Origin of the sequence: Lichenibacterium dinghuense (assembly GCF_021730615.1) — a bacterium.
Taxonomy (GTDB): domain Bacteria; phylum Pseudomonadota; class Alphaproteobacteria; order Rhizobiales; family Beijerinckiaceae; genus Lichenihabitans; species Lichenihabitans dinghuensis.
This window is the reverse complement of the sequence record NZ_JAJLMN010000001.1, coordinates 3905617-3926452: the sequence shown is the minus strand read 5'-3', so window position 1 is coordinate 3926452 and position 20836 is coordinate 3905617. Positions and strand designations below refer to the sequence as shown.

General features: G+C 70.1%; 20 protein-coding genes. 11 read left to right on the top strand and 9 right to left on the bottom strand.

All coding sequences use genetic code 11. The features are described from left to right. From L7N97_RS18720 to L7N97_RS18705, 4 genes are all read left to right on the top strand, one after another. Positions 1 to 789: a hypothetical protein gene (locus L7N97_RS18720; RefSeq protein ID WP_237479806.1), complete on the top strand. Its 789-nt coding sequence runs from the start codon at positions 1 to 3 to the stop codon at positions 787 to 789. A 118-nt stretch (positions 790 to 907) separates the two neighbouring features. Beyond that, positions 908 to 1273, top strand: coding sequence for a hypothetical protein (locus L7N97_RS18715; RefSeq protein ID WP_237479805.1), 366 nt, complete (start codon positions 908 to 910; stop codon positions 1271 to 1273). 21 nt (positions 1274 to 1294) lie between these two features. Next, positions 1295 to 2098: a bestrophin-like domain gene (locus L7N97_RS18710; RefSeq protein WP_237479804.1), complete on the top strand. Its 804-nt coding sequence runs from the start codon at positions 1295 to 1297 to the stop codon at positions 2096 to 2098. Positions 2099 to 2251: 153 nt separating this feature from the next. Beyond that, positions 2252 to 2884 carry a PadR family transcriptional regulator gene (locus tag L7N97_RS18705; RefSeq protein ID WP_237479803.1) on the top strand — a complete coding sequence of 211 codons (633 nt, stop codon included), beginning with the start codon at positions 2252 to 2254 and terminating at the stop codon, positions 2882 to 2884. A gap of 6 nt (positions 2885 to 2890) precedes the next feature. Here L7N97_RS18705 and L7N97_RS18700 read toward each other — a convergent pair whose 3' ends face one another. Then, the gene (locus L7N97_RS18700) at positions 2891 to 3772 is read right to left on the bottom strand and encodes an SDR family oxidoreductase (protein WP_237479802.1); all 882 of its coding nucleotides are present in this window, start codon (positions 3770 to 3772) and stop codon (positions 2891 to 2893) included. Positions 3773 to 3974: 202 nt separating this feature from the next. Here L7N97_RS18700 and edd point away from each other — a divergent pair, with 202 nt between their 5' ends. Further along, a complete protein-coding gene (gene edd / locus L7N97_RS18695) occupies positions 3975 to 5801 on the top strand; it encodes a phosphogluconate dehydratase (RefSeq protein WP_237479801.1) in 1827 nt (608 codons plus the stop codon). A gap of 147 nt (positions 5802 to 5948) precedes the next feature. Here edd and L7N97_RS18690 read toward each other — a convergent pair whose 3' ends face one another. The 3 genes from L7N97_RS18690 to L7N97_RS18680 form a co-directional block, all read right to left on the bottom strand. Continuing rightward, positions 5949 to 7058 (bottom strand): alpha/beta fold hydrolase, encoded by a 1110-nt coding sequence (locus L7N97_RS18690; RefSeq protein ID WP_237479800.1) that lies wholly within the window; start codon positions 7056 to 7058, stop codon positions 5949 to 5951. Positions 7059 to 7148: 90 nt separating this feature from the next. Then, positions 7149 to 7541: a hypothetical protein gene (locus tag L7N97_RS18685; RefSeq protein WP_237479799.1), complete on the bottom strand. Its 393-nt coding sequence runs from the start codon at positions 7539 to 7541 to the stop codon at positions 7149 to 7151. 101 nt (positions 7542 to 7642) lie between these two features. After that, the gene (locus L7N97_RS18680; RefSeq protein ID WP_237479798.1) at positions 7643 to 9202 is read right to left on the bottom strand and encodes an acetolactate synthase large subunit; all 1560 of its coding nucleotides are present in this window, start codon (positions 9200 to 9202) and stop codon (positions 7643 to 7645) included. Between the two features lie 91 nt (positions 9203 to 9293). Between L7N97_RS18680 and coaE the strand changes: the two genes are divergently transcribed. After that, positions 9294 to 9881 carry a dephospho-CoA kinase gene (coaE, locus tag L7N97_RS18675; RefSeq protein ID WP_237479797.1) on the top strand — a complete coding sequence of 196 codons (588 nt, stop codon included), beginning with the start codon at positions 9294 to 9296 and terminating at the stop codon, positions 9879 to 9881. Further along, positions 9881 to 10597, top strand: a complete 717-nt coding sequence (gene dnaQ / locus L7N97_RS18670; RefSeq protein WP_237479796.1) for a DNA polymerase III subunit epsilon — start codon at positions 9881 to 9883, stop codon at positions 10595 to 10597. The genes coaE and dnaQ overlap by 1 nt, the downstream gene beginning before the upstream one ends. Before the next feature lie 261 nt (positions 10598 to 10858). Here dnaQ and L7N97_RS18665 read toward each other — a convergent pair whose 3' ends face one another. After that, positions 10859 to 11242, bottom strand: coding sequence for a hypothetical protein (locus tag L7N97_RS18665; RefSeq protein WP_237479795.1), 384 nt, complete (start codon positions 11240 to 11242; stop codon positions 10859 to 10861). A gap of 750 nt (positions 11243 to 11992) precedes the next feature. Continuing rightward, positions 11993 to 12550 carry a ParA family protein gene (locus L7N97_RS18660; protein ID WP_237479794.1) on the bottom strand — a complete coding sequence of 186 codons (558 nt, stop codon included), beginning with the start codon at positions 12548 to 12550 and terminating at the stop codon, positions 11993 to 11995. A gap of 160 nt (positions 12551 to 12710) precedes the next feature. On the opposite strand from L7N97_RS18660, the gene L7N97_RS18655 reads away from it, so the two are divergent. Then, a protein-coding gene (locus L7N97_RS18655; protein WP_237479793.1) for an IS630 family transposase occupies positions 12711 to 13666 on the top strand; the annotation gives its coding sequence in 2 pieces (ribosomal slippage) (positions 12711 to 13050 and positions 13050 to 13666; 957 coding nt in all). Here the strand turns inward: L7N97_RS18655 and L7N97_RS29845 are convergent. Together L7N97_RS29845 and L7N97_RS18645 are read right to left on the bottom strand one after the other, a co-directional pair. Beyond that, the gene (locus L7N97_RS29845; RefSeq protein WP_428981005.1) at positions 13651 to 13926 is read right to left on the bottom strand and encodes a ParA family protein; all 276 of its coding nucleotides are present in this window, start codon (positions 13924 to 13926) and stop codon (positions 13651 to 13653) included. The genes L7N97_RS18655 and L7N97_RS29845 overlap by 16 nt on opposite strands. 658 nt (positions 13927 to 14584) lie before the next feature. Further along, complete coding sequence (locus L7N97_RS18645) at positions 14585 to 15571, bottom strand: flagellin N-terminal helical domain-containing protein (protein WP_237479792.1); 987 nt, start codon at positions 15569 to 15571, stop codon at positions 14585 to 14587. Positions 15572 to 15856: 285 nt separating this feature from the next. Between L7N97_RS18645 and L7N97_RS18640 the strand changes: the two genes are divergently transcribed. Both L7N97_RS18640 and L7N97_RS18635 read left to right on the top strand, forming a co-directional pair. Then, positions 15857 to 16504 carry a bifunctional 4-hydroxy-2-oxoglutarate aldolase/2-dehydro-3-deoxy-phosphogluconate aldolase gene (locus L7N97_RS18640; RefSeq protein WP_237479791.1) on the top strand — a complete coding sequence of 216 codons (648 nt, stop codon included), beginning with the start codon at positions 15857 to 15859 and terminating at the stop codon, positions 16502 to 16504. A gap of 92 nt (positions 16505 to 16596) precedes the next feature. Continuing rightward, positions 16597 to 17844, top strand: coding sequence for an amidase family protein (locus tag L7N97_RS18635; RefSeq protein WP_237479790.1), 1248 nt, complete (start codon positions 16597 to 16599; stop codon positions 17842 to 17844). A gap of 187 nt (positions 17845 to 18031) precedes the next feature. Here the strand turns inward: L7N97_RS18635 and L7N97_RS18630 are convergent, their stop codons facing one another. After that, on the bottom strand, positions 18032 to 18598 hold the full coding sequence (locus L7N97_RS18630; RefSeq protein WP_237482303.1) for a metallophosphoesterase: 567 nt from the start codon (positions 18596 to 18598) through the stop codon (positions 18032 to 18034). Between the two features lie 116 nt (positions 18599 to 18714). Here L7N97_RS18630 and L7N97_RS18625 point away from each other — a divergent pair, with 116 nt between their 5' ends. After that, positions 18715 to 20823: an ATP-dependent helicase gene (locus L7N97_RS18625; protein WP_237479789.1), complete on the top strand. Its 2109-nt coding sequence runs from the start codon at positions 18715 to 18717 to the stop codon at positions 20821 to 20823. The last annotated feature ends 13 nt before the right edge of the window (positions 20824 to 20836 follow it).

The following is a 20836-nucleotide window of genomic DNA, read 5'->3' as shown; positions in this document are numbered from 1 at the left end:
GTGACGGATTTCGGCGACATCGCCGGAAAACTGCTCACCCTGGAGATCGACACGATCGTGTCGGACGGCATCGCGGCCGAGCGCATGCCCACGGACGGGCAAGCCCTGATCCGCATCGCCCAGCTCTACAAGGACTTCCTCGGCCGGGCGATCGGCGAGGTGCGGGACGCGGGATCGACCGTGGCGGGCCTGCCCGGCTTCCGCGGGGAGGACGGAGGCACCACCGCCTTCGACGACTGGGACGTCGCCACCGGCGGGCTGCGCACCTTCGGCACGCTCCGGCGCGCCGCGCAGGCGTGCCAGACCGCGCGGGCAGCCGTGCCCCGCCCCAACGGCATGCGGGGCGAGCACGAGCCCATCCTGGCGCGGGTCGCCGGCTCCTGCGGCGACATCCAGGCCATCCTGCGGAGGATGGGCCTCAAGGAGGTCACCATCGACGAGCCCAGCGTCGAATGGGCCGAGGAATCCGGCACCGCCTGGCCCGCCTTCGACCGCGACACGATCCTCGCGCTGCGCCGCATCTGGGAGACCGGGGTGGACGTGATCGTCATGCAGACCATGGTGCGGCTCGACGGCGGGGTGACCACACGCGTGCTCGACGGCTGGGACGGGCCCGAGGCCGCGCCCGTGCACGACCTGCATTATCGAGGGGTTGACATCGCCCTCGCGCGCTGGGGCTTCCTGGTGCAGACGGCCAAGGATTTGGCCGGATTTTTTTTTCCTGGCGGCTCCGACCGGGGCGGGGGCGGGACTCCGGCGCTTCCGCCGGCTCCGGCTGTGGCTCGGTGACCTCGCGCGCGCCCGGCGCCTGCGATTTCCGGAAGCGCGGGCGGCTCTGGCCCTCCTGGCCGGAAGCCTGTCCGGCACGGGCCTGACGCTGGCCTGCCCCGATCCGGCCGGGGGCGGCATGGGCGCCGACTTCCGGCTCGACGGCAGCGCCACACTGCGCTTCACGACGGTGGAGTCCCTGGCGGCCAGCGGCGGGGTCGCGGCCCTGGCGCGGCTCGGCGGGCGCATGGCGGCGGCCCGCGACGCGCTGGCCTCGATCCGCGCCGCGCTCGACGCGCTGGTGGCGCTGTTCGCCCTCGCGGCCGCGCTGGCAGCCTTCGCCCGCGCCGGCTCGGGCGCATCCGCGGTGCTCCAGGCCGCGCTCGTGCCGGCCGCCTACGCGGTCCTGATCCCCTGCCGCCGGACGCTGCTGCGGCTCGCCCTCCGCGTCCTGATGGGCGCGGCCCTGCGCCTGACCGTGCCGCGGAGCGCGGGCGGCACCTGACGACCCTCCGAGAGACACGCCATGGCCGATCTCGTCTACGGCAGCCCTCCCTGGCTGCTGACTCTCGCCTTCCTGGCCGTCGGCCTCGCCGTCGCCTGGACCTGCCAGGCCCTGGTCCGCCGATGCCTCGGCAACGGCCGGCTCGATGGCCACACCGACCTCGTGAACTTCAGCGTGACCAACATCGCGGTGCTGTACGGCGTGTTGCTCGCTTTCCTGACGGTGGTGAGCTGGGAAGGGCTGAGCAAGGCGTCGGACGACGCGGGCGTCGAGGCCAGCCTCATCGGGGCCCTCTACCACGACGCCCAGGGGCTGGCTCCGCCTCTGGCGGCCGATGTCGAGAACCATATCAGGCAGTACCTCGACACGGTGATCCTCCGGGAATGGCCGCTCCAGGCCGAAGGGACCTCCCCGCCGGAAGGGTCGGCCGCGCTCGCCGACCTGCACCGCCACGTCGCGCGGCTGTCTCCGGCCGACAACGGCGACACCGTGGTGATGGGCGACATGCTGCGCGTGCTGAACCAGCTCGACGCCGCCCGCGCGACCCGCATCGAAGCCCTGGGTGGGCACATCCCCGGCCTGGTCTGGACGCTGATCGTCGCGATGGGCCTGCTGCTCGTCGGCTTCGCGGCCCTGATCCCGGCGCGCGACGCCCGCATCCAGGCCGGGCTGCTGGCCGGCTTCGTCGCGGCGATCGTCCTGGTTCTCGTCATGATCGTGGAGCTCGACAACCCCTACCGGGGTTCGCTCAGCGTGTCGGTCGAACCCTTCGAGCGCGCTCGCTCCGTGATCCTCCGGCCCCCGCCGACGACCGACCCCGACTGACGCCGAGGGTCGGACCTCCTGGACCCTCGGCCGGCGCGGATGCGCGCCGCCGCTCGCGCGGCGCGATCCCTGGCGTGGGCCTGTCGGTGAGCTTGAAGGGAGCGCGATTTCGATATATCTGTAATTTCGACATATCGAAACTGGATCGAACCCATGCACCCGTTCCACGCCTTCCACCTCCGCTTCCACCGCGACCACGGCTCGCGCGACGAGGGACACGGCCACTTCGGCCGCGGCCGGCATCACGGCGGGCCGTCGCGCGGCCGGTCCGACGACGAGCGCCGCGGCGGCCTCTTCGGGCGCGGGCGCGGCGAGCGCTCGGACCTCGGCCGCTTCTTCGCCCACGGCGACCTGCGGCTCGTGATCCTCCACCTCGTCGCCGAGAAGCCGCGGCACGGCTACGAGATCATCAAGGCGGTCGAGGACGCGGTCGGCGGCGCCTACAGCCCCTCGCCGGGCGTGGTCTACCCGACGCTGTCGCTGCTCGAGGAGCTCGGCCACACGGTCGTGACGCCCGGCGAGGGCACCAAGAAGCTGCACGGCATCACCGACGAGGGCCGGGCCATGCTGGAGGCCAACAGGGCGACGCTGGAGGCCCTGCTGCGCCGGATGGGCGAGGCCGCGGCGGCCCAGGGCGATGGCCCGCACCCGTCCGTCGTGCGGGCCAAGGAGGGGCTGAAGCTCGCCCTGCGCATGCGCTACGCCCGCGGGCCCCTGACGGCCGAGCAGAGCGCCGCCGTCGCGGCGGCGCTGGACGCCGCGACGGCCGCGGTGGAGCGGAGCTGAGGGGCGTCAGCCGCCGGTGGCGAAGCCGGGGTAGAGCGTCATGCCGCCGTCCACGAACATCGTCGTGCCCGTCACGTAGTCGGCGGCGTCGGACGCCAGCCACACGGCCGCCTGGGCGATGTCGTCGGGCTCGCCGATGCGCTTGTAGGGCACCAGCGTCATCAGGTCGGCGTAGGCTTCCGGCGTCGACCAGGCCGGCTTGTTGATGGGCGTGCGGATGGCGCCGGGGCCGATGGCGTTGACGCGCACGAAGTGCGGCGCGAGCTCCTGCGCCATGCTCTGCATCAGCATCATGATGCCGCCCTTCGACGAGGCGTAGTTGACGTGGCCCGCCCAGGCGATCTGCTGGTGGACGGAGCTCATGCAGATCATCTTGCCGGCCGCGAGCGACACGCCCTTGACGACGCCGCGCCGGAGGAACTCGCGCGCCGCCGCCCGCTGGCACAGGAACTGGCCGGTGAGGTTGACCGAGATCACCTTCTCCCACTGGGCCAGCGTCATCGACACGAGCGGCGAGTCCTGCTGCAGGCCGGCGTTGCTGACCGAGATGTGCAGCGTGCCGAACTCGGCGATGGCCTTGGCGTACATGGCCTCGACCTCGTCCTCCTTGGACACGTCGGCCTTGACCACGATGGCGCGCCGGCCGAAGCCCTCGATCTTGTGGGCGACCTCCTCGGCGGTCTCGGGATGGGTGACGTAGTTCACCGCGACGTCGGCGCCGGCCTGGGCGAGGCCCAGCGCCACCGCCTCGCCGATGCCGGAATTGGCGCCGGTGACGATGGCGGGCTGGCCCTCGAGGACCTGGTTGTAGGCGACGTGCGGCACGCGGCCGGGGTCGAACTGGGCGGGGGCGGCGGATCTGTCGTCGGCGGCCTTGGCGTCGCTCATGATGCGGTCCTCGTCGGGCGGGACGGCCCCGCCTTAGCTCCCGCTCAACGATCCATCTCGCGAGGCGTTCCGTCGCGGGCCGCCGGGCAAGCGCTTGCACGGGGGCCGTGAAGCGCGATTGGACCGGATGCGCCGGCGTGGTACATCCCGGGATCGCAGGACGCGCCGGCCACGGCGGGCCCGCCGGACGACGAGGATTTCCATGACGACCAGCGCCTTGAACGCCCGCCTCGGCGAGGTGACGCAACGCATCGTCGAGCGCTCGCACGACACCCGGTCCCGCTACCTCGACCGCATCGCCGCGGCCGCCGAGGCCGGCCCGCGCCGCCAGCGGCTCGGCTGCGCCAACCAGGCCCACGGCTTCGCGGCCTGCGGCGTGTCCGACAAGGCGATGCTGCGGAGCGGGGCCGGCGCCAACCTCGCCATCGTCACGGCCTACAACGACATGCTGTCGGCCCACCAGCCCTACGAGCTCTACCCGGAGGTGATCCGCCGCATCGCCCGCGAGGCCGGCGGCGTCGCGCAGGTGGCGGGCGGCGTGCCGGCCATGTGCGACGGCATCACCCAGGGCGAGGCCGGCATGGAGCTGTCGCTGTTCTCGCGCGAGGTGATCGCCATGGCGACCGCGGTAGCGCTGTCGCACGCGACCTTCGACAGCTCCGTCTACCTAGGCATCTGCGACAAGATCGTGCCGGGCCTCGTCATCGGCGCCCTGACGTTCGGCCACCTGCCCGCGGTCTTCATCCCGGCCGGGCCGATGACCTCCGGCCTGCCCAACGACCAGAAGGCCAAGATCCGCCAGCTCTTCGCGGAAGGGAAGGTCGACCGCGCGGCGCTGCTGGAAGCCGAGGCCGAGTCCTACCACGGGCCGGGCACCTGCACGTTCTACGGCACGGCCAATACCAACCAGATGATGATGGAGATCATGGGGATGCACCTCCCCGGCGCCTCCTTCGTCAACCCCAACACGCCCATGCGCGAGGCGCTGACGGCGGCGGCCGCCAAGCGCGCCATGCAGATCACCGCGCTCGGCAACGAATACACGCCGATGGGCCGCATGATGGACGAGCGCGCCTTCGTCAACGGCATCGCCGGCCTGCACGCGACTGGCGGCTCGACCAACCACACGCTGCACATCGTCGCCATGGCGGCGGCGGGCGGCATCAAGCTCACCTGGGACGACTTCTCCGACCTCGCCGACGTGGTGCCGCTGCTGTGCCGCGTCTACCCGAACGGCAAGGCGGACGTGAACCACTTCCACGCCGCGGGCGGCATGGCCTTCGTGATCCGCGAGCTGCTCGGCGAGGGCCTGCTCCACCGCGACGTCGAGACCGTGATGGGCCGCGGGCTCGACAGCTACACGGCCGAGCCGGCGCTCGGCGCGGACGGCGAGCTCGTGTGGCGCGGCGGGCCGGAGCGCTCGGGCGACGAGACCGTGCTGCGCCCGGCCGCGAACCCGTTCCACGCCACGGGCGGCCTGAAGCTGCTCGACGGCGACCTCGGCCGCGCCGTGCTGAAGACCTCGGCGGTCGCGCCCGAGCGCCACGTCATCGAGGCGCCGGCGCGCGTGTTCCACAGCCAGGAGGATCTGCAGCGCGCCTTCAAGGCGGGCGAGCTGACGGGCGACCTCGTGGCCGTGGTGCGCTTCCAGGGCCCCAAGGCCAACGGCATGCCGGAGCTCCACAAGCTGATGCCGCCGCTCGGCGTGCTGCAGGACCGCGGCCACCGCGTGGCCCTCGTGACGGACGGGCGCCTGTCCGGCGCCTCCGGCAAGGTGCCGGCCGCCATCCACGTGACCCCGGAGGCGGCCGAGGGCGGCTACATCGCCAAGGTGCGCGACGGCGACGTCGTCCGCATCGACGCGGTCGCGGGACGGCTGGAGGTTCTCGTGCCCCACGAGGAGTGGAAGGCGCGCGAGGCGGCCACCCAGAACCTCGACGGCTCGCACTGGGGCTGCGGGCGCGAGCTCTTCGCGCCCCTGCGGGCCGCCGTGGGTCGGGCGGATGCAGGGGCTACCGTGTTCGGGTGAGGACTCTCCTTCTCCCGCGGCGCGGGAGAAGGTGTCGGCGCGAAGCGACGACGGATGAGGGGACCTCGGACCGTCGCGCTTCCCCTCATCCGACTCGACTGCGTCGGGCCACCTTCTCCCGTTCACAGGAGAAGGGACACTCTCGCCCTACCTCGCCAAATGCCCGTCGAAGAACCGCGCATATTCCCCGAACACCTCCTTCGTGAGCTGCGAGGTCGGGTCGAACAGGTATTGCGCGTGGGAGATCCCCTCGTAGACCTGCAGCTCCTGCACGACGCCCGCCTCGCGCAGCTTCTGCTGCGTCCGCACGGTGTTGGACAGGAACAGGTCGCGCGTGCCGCTGGTCAGGATCGTCGGCGGCAGGCCGTGGAAGTCGCCGTAGATGGGCGAGAGCTGCGGGTCTTTGAGGTCGTGGCCGTTCGCGTAGAGCTGGGCCGCGTGGGTGAGGTAGCCGTCGTAGCTCACCAGCACGTTGTCGACCCACTCGTTGGTCTTGTAGGTGTCGCCCGTCTCGGTCATGTCGGACCAGGGCGTGCCGGGCGCGATGGCGCCGGGCAGCGCCACGCCCTCGGCCTTCAGCCGCAGCATCAGGGCCAGCGTCATGCCGCCGCCCGTCGACGTGCCGACCACGGCCACCTTCTTCGGGTCGGTGGTCGCGATGATCGCCCTGTAGGCCGCGTCGGCGTCGTCCATGGCGGCCGGGTAGGGGAAGTCCGGCGGCATGCGGTAGTCGACCGCGATGACCTTGTAGCCGCCGTAGGCCGCCATCAGCATGGCCTCGGCGGTGCCGGATTCGCCGGGGCCATAGACGTAGCCGCCGCCGTGGATGTTGTAGATCAGCTGGTCCTTGTGGGCCTCGGGGATCTCCCGCGGCGTCAGCACGAAGGCCTTCACGCCGCCGACCGTGGTGGGCTCGATCGACACGCCGAGCGCCGCGCGCGCCTTCGCGAGGCCGGGCAGCGCCGCCTGCGCGAGCTTGTCGACCAACGCCTTCCACGCCGCTGCGTCGGGCGGGTTCGCATCCCAGGCCGGCACGCGGTAGGGCGCGGCGATCAGCGCCTCCGTGGCGGCGTCGACGTCGTGCGGCACGGGGATCGTCTTCGGGGGCACCGAGCGCGGGCCGGGCGCGCCGTTGGCGGCGTTCTGCTGCGTCTCCAGGGCGGAAAAGTCGGGCGGGACGGCGGCGGTCTCGGCCGAGGCCGCGGACGCGAGGACGAGGGCGGCGGCGCAGGCGGCCGCGCGCGAGATGGCCTGCATGATTCCTCCCGGATGTCGCTTCGCCGGGCTTCGCTCCGGCGGAGTCCATCCTAGGAGACCGGAGCCCGGCCCGACAATCGGGCGGCGCGCTCACACGCTCTCGGCGCTGAACTCGCCCGTGGTCTCGTCGAGGTCGATCAGCCGCATGACGATGTCGGAGGCCTCGTAGACCGACCCCTCCAGCATGGCGTCGCCCTCCTCGTTGGCCCGGCCGACCACGACCTTGAACAGCCCGTCCGCGTGGTCGCGCGCCATCACGAGGTCGCGGATGCGCTCGCGGTTGCCGCGCTTGGTGCGCCAGGCGTCGAGGTCGGGCGCGTCGAACAGGTCGTAGCGGTGGCCGCCGCCCGGCACGTCGCGCAGCTTGTCGGCCCAGAGCGTGACCACCACCGTGGTCCCGTCCTCGCCGTGGCCCGACCAGGCCCAGCGCTCGTTCTTCAGCGCGGCGCCCAGCGCCGCGTAGGCTTCCACTTTTCCGACCATCACTCGACCGACCACAAACCGGCGCAGGGAGCGCCAAACGCATGTCCTTCAGGGCTCTGCCCTGAAACCCGCGAAAGGCCGAGGCCTTTCGAAACCACTTTTCACGCCATCACGGCCTCGATCAGGAACGGCCCCTGCCTGTCCCGGCTCAGCGCGTAGTCCAGCACGGCGTGGAACCCTTCCGCGGTCTCGACCGCCGCGCCCTCGACGCCGAAGCCGTTGGCGAGCGACACCCAATCGACCGCGGGATCGTCGATCTGCATCATGCGCTTTGCGTTCTCGCCGAACTCGGTCACGCCGACGTTGCGCATCTCGCGCTGCAGGATCGCGTAGGCGCGGTTGGAGAAGACGATCGTCACCACGTCGAGCTTCTCGCGCGCCTGCGTCCACAGGCCCTGCACGGTGTAGAGGCCGGAGCCGTCCGCCTGCAGCGCCACCACCTTGCGCCCCGGCGCGCCCAGCGCGGCGCCGGCCGCGGCGCCCGGCCCCATGCCGATCGCGCCGCCCGTCAGCATCAGGTAGTCGTGCGGCGGCGCGCCCTTGAGGAGGTCGAAGGCCGAGCGGGCCGTGGTCAGCCCCTCGTCGACCACGATGGCGCCCTCCGGCATCAGCATGGCGATCGAGCGCGACAGCGCCGCGTCGGTGAGGTCGCCGGACGGCGCGCCCTCGAGCGGCGCGGGCCGCGCGACCTCCGGCGGCGCCTTGGCCCCGAGCCGGTCGGCCAGGGCGGCGAGCGCGCCGGTGATGTCCTCGCCCGGCTCCGCCAGGAGCAGCGCCGGCGCGCCCTCGGGCAGCAGGCGGCTCGGCTTACCCGGATAGGCGAAGAAGGCCACCGGCTCGGGCGCGCCGACGAGCACGAGCACGTCGACCTCGGCGAGGCACTTCAGCGCGAGGTCGATCGCGTAGGGGATCTTGGTGACGGGCACGCGGCCGAGCCCGGCCTCGACGCGCGGGATCTGCACGGGCGCGAAGAGCCGCGCCCCGGTCGCGGCGGCGATGCGCCCCGCCACCTCCAGCCCATCCGCGCGCAGGCCCTCGTGGCGCAGCAGGAGGCCGGCGCGGGGCCCCGCCCGGCGGATCGCCTCGGCGGCGGCGGCGACCCGCTCCTCCGGCACGGCGCGCGGCGCCGGGATCTGCGCCGGCGCGATGTCAGCGGGACCGCCGGCATCGCCCCAAGCCGCGTCGGCGGGCAGCACCAGCGTGGCGACGCCGGGGTGGCTGCGCGCCGCGACGATCGCCGCCGCGGCGGCGGGGCCGACGTCGTCCGGGCCCGTGCAGCGGCGCAGCCAGTGCGACATGGGCCGGGCGAGCGAGTCGATGTCGCTCGTCAGCGGAGCGTCATAGGGCAGGTGGTAGCCGGCGTGGTCGCCCACGACGTTGACCATGGGGGTGCGGGCGCGGCGCGCGTTGTGGAGGTTGGCGAGGCCGTTGGCGAGGCCCGGCCCCGTGTGGAGCAGCGTCGCGGCGGGCGTCCCGGCCATGCGGGCGTAGCCGTCGGCCGCGGCCGTCACCACGCCCTCGAACAGGCCCAGCACGCAGCGCATCCGCGGGCGGCGGTCGAGCGCCGCCACGAAATGCATCTCCGACGTGCCGGGGTTGGCGAAGCACACGTCGACGCCGTTGGCGAGCAGCGTGTCGCACAGGCGGTCCGCTCCGTTCATGGCCCATCTCCCCGCGGCCCGCCCGAGCCGGCGTTGCCTCGACCCCTTTTAGCGCCGATGCTCGGCCTTCACGCAAGCGGGGGCCGGCATCGTGGTGATCCTGGGGCTGACGGGTTCGATCGGCATGGGCAAGTCGACCACGGCGGCGATGTTCCGCGACGCCGGCGTGCCGGTCTTCGACGCCGACGCCGCCGTCCACGCGCTCTACCGCGGCGCCGCGGTGGAGCCGGTCGAGGCGGCCTTCCCCGGCGTCGCGCGCGACGGCACTGTCGACCGCGAGCTGCTGCGCCAGCGCGTGCTCGACGACCCCTCGGTGCTTCGGCGGCTCGAAGCCATCGTGCATCCGCTGGTGCGGGCCGAGCGCGCCGCCTTCCTGGCCGAGGCCGCGGGCGCGCCGCTGGCGGTGCTCGACATCCCCCTGCTCTACGAGATCGGCGCCGAGGCGGAGGTCGACGCCGTCGCCGTGGTGAGCGCGCCCGAGGCCGTGCAGCGCGCGCGCGTGCTCGCCCGGTCCGGCATGACGGAGGCCCGCCTCGATGCTATCCTGCGCCAGCAGGTGCCGGACGCCGAGAAGCGCGCCCGCGCGCGCTTCGTGATCGACACGGGCGCGGGGCTGGAAGCGGCGCGATCCACCGTCGCGGCCGTGATCGCGGTCCTCACGGGAAAGAGCGGAGACTGATGCGCGAGATCGTCCTCGACACCGAGACCACCGGCCTCGACCCCAAGACGGGCGACCGGCTCTGCGAGATCGCGGGCCTGGAGCTCGTCAACTACATCCCGACGGGCCGCACCTACCACGTCTTCATCAACCCCGAGCGCGACATGCCGGAGGGCGCCTTCAAGGTGCACGGCCTGTCGGCCGAGTTCCTGGCCGGCCACCCGGTCTTCGCGGCTCAAGTCGACGGCTTCCTCGACTTCGTGCGGGGCGCCAAGCTCGTGATCCACAACGCCGAATTCGACATGCGCTTCATCAACCACGAGCTGGGGCTGCTGAAGAGGCCGCCCTTCCCGATGGACGACGTGATCGACACGCTGGCGATGGCGCGCCGCCGCCACCCCGGCGCGCCGAACTCGCTCGACGCGCTCTGCGCCCGCTACAAGATCGACACGTCGAAGCGCGTGAAGCACGGCGCCATGATCGACGTGGAGCTCTTGGCGGAGGTCTACGCCGAGCTGCTCGGCGGCCGGCAGACGAGCTTCGGGCTCGGGCCCCGCGCGGCCGCCTCGGCCGGCCCCGCCGCCGCTGCGGCCCCGCTGCGCCGGACCGTCCCCCTGCCCCCGGCCATCACGGCGGACGAGGAGGCGGCGCATGCGGCCTTCGTCGCCGAGATGGGGGGGAAGGCCGTGTGGCTGAAATATGCGGCGGGGGCCGAGGAGGAGCGGAAGGCGGGGTGAGCGGGGAGGCGACCGAGGATCGGCGCTGGAGGACGGGCCACGCCGCTCCGAAGCCGTCGCGACACGGTTCGCGATCGCATGCCGGTGCCCGGTTCGATTTAGATGGTCTGTTTTGAAAAGTCTGTTTCGGGTGGTCAAGCGCCAGCATGGTAGACCGACGCCGGGAGGGTTCGCTTCGGGCATACCCTAATTAGATCAGATGCTCCGGCTGGAGCCGACCTATAGCTGCCGCTAGCAACGTTCGCTCGTTTAGCGATCCCATCATTTGGAGTCCAAAGCCAGTGCTGCCTTTGTAGCTCCCGGTATACCCTTCAAAAGAACGAGCTTCGCATCCGGAGCAATCCCTGACCAAAGCTCTTTGCCGGCGGTGCACAGCAATATCTCATGTGAGAGCTGTTCGGCCTTCATGACCGCAGCAACCGCCCGATCATGCGTCGGCTTTGAGAACGCTATTTCGTGGATCGCCGAGTGTGCGTTCCACACTCCCGGCACCTGTCCGTGCACCACGGCAGACATTTCAGAATACCAAGTCTGTAGCCGCCCGACGAGACCAAATGCTGCCTGACATTCGCTAAACGACGGTGTGTGAGTCTTGTGGAATTCCACAATCTCCATCTTCGAAACGTAGAATTTCGGGTCGGACACCAATGTCCGTAGTTCGACTGGGTGAGTTCGGAAAAAACTGTATTATAAACATGTCTCAACCATTGTTCTCGCTGCCGCCGCCGACTGCTTGTAAATGCATAGGCCAATCAGCACGCCGCAACTTTGCATCGCAATCTGCATCTCTCGTATGAACGACAGTGCGGGGTTTCCAGCGTCGAGCGTCTCAAGCTGCTTCGACCAGACAGCAAGACGGTGCGCGGCGCGGTCTATTTCAGTACCAGTCCCATCATGAGCTAATGAGGTTGTAATGTTCTGCGACCAGTTGACTTTCGTCAATTCGTCCAATAACTGAGACATTTTACCTCCGTGTATTTGATATTCCCGCCAGATATGGGTCGCTTGGCGACGATGATTGCAAAACATCGATAAATTTTCGGCGCATTCCGGGAGAAGCGCTAACTAGGAATTCTTTGATTAATGTTGATATGGATGCCGACGAACTTATAGACGATACACCAAGACTCATCATAATGCTGATAACATTTGCTTTAGAGATCTTCTGCTGCCGTATCAAACCCATGATGGACTTAAAGAATTCATCGTCAGAATTCGTCTCGTCATCGGTTCCAAGCTTGTTATTTATCAGGTCGATCATGTAGGCAAGTTCGTCTGATAACTGTCCTCGGCGAAGTTCATCCGATAAAGACTGAAGTTCCGCGCTCGACAGCCTAGAACCCATAACACTTGACAAAAGAGTGCGCAACAGCATCTTATAACGAAGAGATTTTATCATAACCCAATCCTCGTTCTGAACTCTCTCGCGACAGAGGACAAGTTTAAGTACGCCTGGGTACTATAGGGTTTTCCGCTGTACCAAACAAAATTTTTACCACCTTCCGGCTCACTAAACGCTTTGAACCATTTGAGCGTGCTGGTCATGCATGATGCAGCATAAGTTGGATCAGCACGGATCGCCGCCTCCTCACTAGAAGTACCAACTCGGGCGGTTGAGTTAAATAGTATAATAGGTTGAGGGCTTGCTGTTCCCTTTTTCTTAGCTTTTATAAAGGCGAACATCAAACCAATACCGCGTACAGAGTATTTCTGTGGCATTACGGGGATCAGAACGAAATCGGAATTTGTCAGGGATGTTTTCGTAAACAGCGAACCGGCAGGGTGACAGTCAATGAAAATTACATCATACGATTTACGTGCTTCATCTATGAATTTCTCAAACCGCTCCTCGATTGGATCAACTTTAGTATTCGCTTGCCCAAGTGCGATGTACATCAGATCCAAAGTTGATGGAACAACGTCAAGCTTGCCGGGGCCGTGAGCCTGCTTCAAGCAATTCGTTGCGAGATCCGCTACTTTCGGGGGCGTGTGATTGCCCGGCACCTGAAGCTGATATGGGTTAGAGCTGTTTCCGTCCGGTTTGATTCGGGACGGTGTAGCGGTTTCGGTCGGGTTGTGATTCGGTGAGGGCTACCTTTGCGGGATGCCCCTGATGCCAAGAGCCCTGTCTGCGGACCTACGCGAGCGTGTTCTGGCCGCTATTGAGGCGGGCTCCTCCTGCCGCCAGGCGGCCGAGCGTTTCGGTGTCGGGATCGCGACGGCGATCCGCTGGCAAGCCCGCTTCCGGGCCGAAGGCGTGGTCGCGGCCAAGCCGATGGGCGGAGACCAGCGCTCCCGCAACATCGAGGCCCACGCGGAGATGATCCTGCAGGCGTGCGAGGCGGAGCCGCAGGCGTACCTGCGCGAGCTGCGTGAAAGCTTGCGCGAGAAGGGTGTCAGCACGAGCACGAGCGGGCTGCACCGCTTCTTCGCGCGCCACAAGATCAGCCGTAAAAAAGGGATCTGCACGCCGCCGAGCAAAGCCGTCCCGACGTGATGAAGGCGCGCGAGGACTGGTTCGAGGGTCAACTCGACGTGGACCCCGAGCGGGTCGTCTTTCTCGATGAGACAGCGGCGGCCACCAACATGACCCGCCGCCATGGCCGGGCCAGGCGTGGCGAGCGCTGCCGCATCGCGGTGCCGCACGGGCACTACAAGACCACCACGGTCACGGCGGCCCTGCGGGGAAGCGGTCCCTTTGCGATCGAACTGATGGACGGCGCCACAAACGGGGCGCGGTTTCTGGCCTACGTCACCGACATCCTCATCCCGGCTCTCAGGCCCGGCGACACGGTCGTGATGGACAACCTAAGCGCTCACAAGGTGAAAGGCGTGCGGGAGGCCATCGAAACAGCGGGGGCTCGCTTGCTCTACCTTCCGGCATACAGCCCTGACTTCAATCCCATCGAGAACGCCTTCGCCAAGCTGAAGGCCTTGCTTCGCACAGCGGCGGCCCGCACCGTCACGGATCTGCGCGTCGCCATCCGGAAAGCCTTCACCCGCTTCACCCCTGACGAGTGCCGTAACTACCTCGCCGCGGCTGGCTACGATGCCTACGACCCCACCTGATCGGAAATAGCTCTAAGGGCGGTGCCGTCATCCATTAAAATGGCGAGCGTCGTCTTCCGCGCCTTTTCCAGAGCGAAGTACTGCTTCGCAGGTATGTACGCCTGAGAAAGATTGAACTGCGGATCATAGTCGATAGCTAGTACGCGGAGCGGCGGCTTACCCCCTACCGGTTGTAAACCCAGAATTCCAGCCAAATGAGCGGTGACGGTGGTTTTACCCACGCCCCCCTTCATATTCATGACAGTCACAACGGTCGCCATTACCAACCCTCCTCGCCGAGGTAGACGGACTCGTAGGGTAAGAGCAAGCGCATCGACGATAGCTGCTGGGGACCGCTGGTCCGGGAACGTCCGCTGCCTAGCATGAGGCTAAGGACCGCTTTTGTGAAGGTTTTCGAACGTCGACCCTTACATGGCGATGTCGACGCGACCGACGTTCGAAAACTCAGACAAAACAGACAGTTAGTTGGTACGTTTTGAATCCACCCATATCAGATCGTCGTGTCGGGAAGGAATGTACACCTTTCTTCCCTGATCGGTTGCCGATCGAACGTCGTGGGCCACTACCCACTACAATTCGGCATGGGTGTACCCATAGTGACCCGGCGTCTCCGTCCGACTCATGTCGGAGCCGACAAGGCCGCTGCCCTGATGAGGTGAGCGATCTCGGCTTCCTCGAGCTCGAGGAAGCGGCCCTCTTCGTCACGCGGCGGCACCAGGCAGGATGATCCGGACGTGGGGACGGGAGCGCGCGTCCCGGAGCAGCCGCGCCCGCACCGGCCCCGGAAGCCCGCCGAACGAGGGAGCCGTCTCCCGCGCGTAGTCGCCCCACGGGCCGCGCTCCATCGGCTGCGCCTCCGCCTCGGCCCCCTCGCCGAGCAGCGCGGACCACAGGGCGCAGCCGCGGCGCCAGCCCGCCTCACCGGCCGAACAGCTTCAGGATCAGCCCGCTGTCCCCGTTGGCGATCGACAGGGCCTGCACGCCGAGCTGCTGCTGCGTCTGCAGGGCCTGCAGGCGGGTCGAGGCCACGTTCATGTCGGCGTCGACCAGCGCGCCCGTGCCCGAGGTCAGCGCGTCCGACAGGGCCGACACGTAGGTCTGCTGGTTCATCACCGTGCTCTGCACCGTCGCGATCCGGTCGGCGGCGGCCACGAGGCCCGGCTCCAGCAGGTCGACGGCGCGCTCCAAGGATTGGATGTCGCCGAGGCTCGCCGACGAGATGTCGAAGGACAGGAAGCTCGCCGCCTGGTACGTGCCCGCGCCCGGCCCCGTCCCGGCCTGTCCGTAGGCCGCGCTGCCCACGTTCAGCGCCGGGATGGCGAGGTAGCCGGTGGACAGCAGGCCGCCCGGCCCGACGAGCTGGGTGCCGTTCAGCGTGTAGCTGTTGCCGTTGACGGTGATGCCGCCCGTGGTCGACAGCGTGGCCGTGCCGAGGCTCGTCGCGCCGGACGCGCTCCGCATGAACGAGGCCACGAAACTCGCGGCGGTGCCGGACGAGCCGTCGAGGAGGTTCACGCCGTTGAACGAGGCCGATCCCAGCACGGCGACGAGGCTCCGCTGCTGCGCCGTGATGTCGGTCTGCACCTGGGCCGCGGAGGTCCCGGGCTGCTGCGCCGTGACGAGGTCGGCCTTCATGCGGTTCATCAGCGTGATCGCGCTCGTCACCGCCGCCGCAGCGACGCCGAGCACGGAAGCGCCGAGGTTCAGCGCGTCCGACACCGCCGACAGGGCGCCCGTGTCGGATTTCAGCGTCGTGGCGATCGACCAATAGGCGGCGGAGTCGGAGGCCGTCGCGACCCTGAGGCCGGACGCCACCTGCTTCTGCGTCGCGGACAGCGCGGCCTGCGTGGCCGACAGGTTCTGGAGCGCCGCCAGCGCGGCGCCGTTGGTGAGGATGCTGCTCAAGGGCTTCCGTCCCGATGCTTCGACGAGGGAGGGGAAGTCCGGGTCGGAACCGGCGCGCCGGGGCGGCGTCATGCCTCCGGCCCGTCGCGTGATGCGGGTGCCGGCCTTGCGCGGTGACGAGGATGGTTGCGCAACCTTACCGAATCCGCTTGAATCCGATGCAACTTCGCGGAAACGCCGTCGTGGTTGACGGGCCGTGAACGCCGGTGTCCCCGCGCCGGCTCCGTCACCCTTGCCGGGTTCGGGGCCAGCCGCTACGAGTCGAGGCGCAACGGGGGGCAGCACATGACCGACGACGTCTTCGCCCGGGCCTGCCGCTACGGCGTCATGCCCGTCATCGCCATCGAGGATGCGGCCCAGGCCATCCCGCTCGCCGACGCGCTCAGCGAGGGCGGCATCCCGGTCGCCGAGGTCACGTTCCGGACGAAGGCCGCCGCCGACGTCATGGCCCGGATGACGGCGGAGCGGCCGGACTTCCTGGTCGGCGCCGGCACGGTGCTGGACCTCGACTCCCTCGCCGCGGCGCGCCAGAGCGGCGCGCAGTTCGGGCTCGCGCCCGGCTTCGACCCCGCGATCGTGGACGAGGCCATGGCGTCGGGCTGGGCCTTCGCGCCCGGCATCATGACGCCGTCGGAGCTCAGCGCCGCCGTGCGGCGCGGCGTCAAGCTGTGCAAGTTCTTTCCGGCCGGCACGGCGGGCGGCCCCAAGGCGCTCGCCGGGATCTCGGCGCCCTTCGCGCACCTCGGCATGAAGTTCATCCCCACCGGCGGCGTCACGGTCGACAACCTCGGCGAATGGCTGAAGATGGACGTCATCGCGGCCGTGGGCGGCACCTGGATCGCCAAGACCGAGGACATCCGCGCCGGCCGCTGGGCCGACATCACCCGCAACGCCAAGGCGGCCGTCGAGGCGGTGCGCCGGGTCCGGCCCTGACCGTCTCGCCGCAGACGTCGTTCTTCGGCGTCGACCCGGAGCGCTTCCGCTTCCGCGCCGCCGACAGCACCCGCGCCGGCATCGACCGCGTGATGGCGCTGGGCCTCGCCGAAGCCTCGAAGATCTTCACCCGCTTCGACGCCGACCGCGCCTACGCGGTCGCCCGCGCGCTGGAGCGACGCCGCCGCGCCGGCGAGCCGCTGCCGCTCTACGGCCTCCGGGTGTCGATCAAGGACCTGTTCGACGAGGCCGGCACCGTGACCACGGCCGGCTCGGTCCTGCTGCGCGAGCGGGCGCCCGCGGCCGAGGACGCGCCCGCCGTGGCGCGGCTGCTCGCCGCCGGCGCAGTCCCGTTCGGCCGCACGACGATGAGCGAGTTCGCCTATTCGGGCGTGGGGCTCAACCCGCACCACGGCACGCCCGGCAACGCGCGCGACGCGTCCCGCATCCCCGGCGGCTCGTCGTCGGGCGGCGGCGTGTCGGTCGCGCTCGGCCTGTGCGACGCCGCGCTCGGCTCCGACACGGGCGGCTCGATCCGCATCCCCGCGGCGCTGAACGGCCTCGCGGGCTGGAAGCCGAGCCAGAAGGCGGTGCCGCTCGCCGGCGGCTTCCCGCTCTCCGGCTCCTACGACAGCTTCGGGCCCATCGCGCCGACGCTTGCCATCTGCGCCGCCGTCCATGCCGTGCTGTCGGGCGAGGCGCGGCCCGAAGGCAGGCGGCGCGGCGTCGCGGGGCTCAAGGTCGGCGCGGTGTCGACCGTGCTGGCCGACGGGCTCGACGACGTGGTGGGCGACGCCTACGCCCGCGCCCTGGCCGAGCTATCGCGCGCCGGCGCCGCCGTGCGCGACGTGGCGGTGCCCTGCTTCGCCGAAGCGTCCGAGGTCAACGCCGCCATCGTGGCCGCCGAGGCCCACGCGATCCACGCCGCCCACGTGGACCGGCTGGAAGCGGTCGGCGACCCGCGCGTGCTGCGCCGCATCCGGGCCGGCGCGGGCGTGACGCCGGAGACGCTCTCGGAGGCGCGCCGCCGCCGCGCAGAGGCGCGGGCCGCCTACGGCGCGCTCGCGGGGGAGTTCGACGTGCTGGTGGGACCGACCGTGCCCGTGGTGGCGCCGACGATCGCGGCCGTGGAGCGCGACTTCGACCGGCTCAACGCACTGGTGCTGCGCAACCCGAGCCGCGTTAACTTCGTCGACGGCTGCGCCGCCACCGTGCCGATGACCGGGCCGGAGGGGTTGGCGGCCGGGCTGATGGTGATGGGCCGGGGCGGCGACGACTGGGCGGTGCTCGACGCCGCGGAGGCGATCGAGGGGGTGCTGGGCCGGGCGAACGGGCGGTGAGCTAGGGCTGACGCCCGATCCCTTCCGCTCATCCCCGCGCAGGCGGGGATCCAGCGCCGGATGTCCGGCCGTAGGCCGCCCGTTCCGTCACGTGAGCCGTTGTTGGACCGTGCAGAACATCGACGGCCTTCGGCCGACTCGATCTGCTGGATTCCCGCCTGCGCGGGGATGAGCGGAAAAGCCCTCCCTACTCCCCCGCCCGCCGCCGCGCCGCCCACACGGCCAGCTCCTCCGGCAGCGCTTCCGTTGCGTCCTGACGCGCGATGACCTCGTCGAGGGTCGCGGGCGCGTAGTCCCAGGCGTCGGCGCCGACGTCGCAGGACTGGCTGGTGCCCGGCAGCATGGAATGGGTGTGGCCGTGGAGGTGGCGCGTGCCCCGCCACAGCCCCGGCCAGGAGCGCATCGGGTAATGGGCGAGGTAGAGCCGCACCTCGACGCCGGAGGACGATTTCAGCGTCAGCCGCGCGTGCTCGACCGGCGGGGCGGCCCAGGGCAGCTCCAGCACGCGGTTGGAATCGTGGTTGCCGACCACGAGGCGCTTGCGCCCGTTGAGCTTCGCGAAGAGCGCGGCGCAGCGCTCGCGTCCCACCCCGCCGAAGACGTCGCCGACGTGCCACACGTCGTCGTCGGGGCCGATGCGCCCGTTCCAGCGGGCGATCACCGCCGCGTCATGCTCGTCGATCGTCGCGAAGGGCCGCATGCGCAGGATGTGGGCGTCGGCGATGTGGGTGTCGGCGGTGAAGAAGGTCGTCATGGCATCCCGGTCGTCGCGCCCGATATAGGGCGCGGAGCCGCCGGGCGCCCGCGGCGCGGGGAAGCGCCGCAGCCGCCGCATTCCGCGCCGGCTCCGCCTGTGGCATGAGGGGCGCGATGTCCGACCTCGACCCGTCCCAGCGCCGCGCCGCCAGCTCGAACCACCCGATCCAGCTCGTGCTGGCGGGCCCCGGCTCGGGCAAGACGTCGACGCTGGTCGGGCGCTTCCGCCACCTGCGCGACAGCGGCATCGACCCCGCCCGCATCATGGCGCTGACCTTCACCAAGAAGGCCGCGGAGGAGATGCGCGTCCGCATCGCGCGCGACCTCGACGTCGACAACCCGGCCGAGCTGCGCGTCTACACGTTCCACAGCTTGGCGCTGCGCTGCCTGCAACGCAAACCCCACCTCGCCGGCCTGCCCGAGCGCATTGACGTGTGGGGCGCCCACCAGGGCCGCGCCGTTTTCGGCTCCAGGCGCATGTACTGGAACGACGAGGGCGACATCCTCGACATCATCTCGGGCGCCAAGGAGCAGCTGCTCGACGCGCAGGCCTACCGGCGCGGCCTCGCGCGGGACGACGAGGTGGGCCACCGCGCGGCCGAGTTCTTCGCCGTCTACGAGGAAGCTTTGCGCGAGGCCGGCGCCATCGACTTCGCCGACATGGTGCCTCGGCTCTTGCGCGCGGTGGGCGACCACCCCGCCTACGGCCGCGCGGTGGCGGGCGCCGTCGACCACCTGCTCGTCGACGAGTACCAGGACATCAACCTCGGCCAGCACCGCTTGATCGAGCACTTCCGCTCGGGCGGCGTGCACCTGTGGGCGGTGGGCGACGACGACCAGACGCTGTTCACCTTCCGCGCCGCCGACATCCGCTACACGCTGGACTTCAAGCGCCGCCACGCCGACGCCGTGCTGCACCTGCTCGACAGGAACTACCGCTCGACGCCGGAGATCGTCGCAGGCGCCAAGCGGCTCATCGCCAAGAACCGCGACCGCTTCACCAAGGACTACGGGCCGGCGCTGGAGGCGGAGGGCTCGGTGGCGATCCGCGGCTATTCCACGCCGGACGCCGAGGTGCGCCAGGTGGTGCGCGCCATCCAGACGCTGCTGCAGAACGGCATGCCCTACCACGAGATCGCCGTGCTCTACCGCGCGGGCTCGACCGGCATGGCGTTCCAGGGCGCGCTGGAAGCCCTGCACATCCCCTTCGACGTGCGCGGCGCCGGCGATCTGTGGCAGAGCCCGGCCGCGAAGCTGTTCCTCGGCGCGCTGTTCTACCTGATCGACGCGGACGACCGCCGCGCCATCGAGAAGATGGGCACGGGCAAGCGCGGCGAGAGCGTGCGGCGGCGGCTCGACAAGGTGCCGCCCGTGCGCTCCTTCGCCGAAGCCTGCCGCCACGCGCGCCGCGTTGTGGGCGACGCGCTGCCGAAGAAGTCCGCCGAGCGCGAGCAGCGCGACTGGACCAACCTGTGCGACGCGCTCGCCGCCCTCGCGGCCGACTGCGACGGGCTCGACGCGCTGATGGACCGCATCGCCGAGCAGAGCCGCGCCCTGCGCCGCCCCTCCGAGGACGCCGTGGTGCTGTCCACCGTGCATTCCGCGAAGGGCCTCGAATGGGAGGCGGTTTTCGTGGTGGGGCTGGAGGAGGGCGTGATGCCGGTCGCCGGCGCCGAGATCGAGGAGGAGCGGCGCGTCGCCTACGTGGCGGTGACGCGCGCGAAGCGCATCCTCGGCCTCACCTATTCCGCGGAGCGCGGCGGCAGCGCCTCGAAGCGCTCGCGCTTCGTGGCGGAGTTCGCCGGCGACGCCCACGCCGGCACCGACCCCGAGCACCCCGACGCCGACGTGCTGATGCCGCTCGGCCTGCCCTGGCAGAAGGAGCCGCGCCCCCTGCCCCCGCGGCCGGAGCGCTCCGCCCCCGCCGCGTCGGTGCCGGCCGGCCCGGCGGCGAGCCGGGCGCGGAGCGACGCCAGGGCGGGCTCCAGGCGCGACTATTCGGTCGACCCCGCCGACGTCGCGCCCTTCGCGCCCGATCCCGAGGCCGCCGCCGCGCAGTGGACGGCGCGCGACGACGCGAAGCTCCAGGCCAGCTTCGCGGTGGCGGGCGACCTCGACGAGATCTGCGCCGCCACGGGCAAGGCGCCCGAGGCCGTGCTGTCGCGGCTCGTGCGGCTGAGGCTCGTGGCCTCCAAGGCGGCGGCGCGGGGGCTGTGGGGGTGACCCGCCGGCGGCG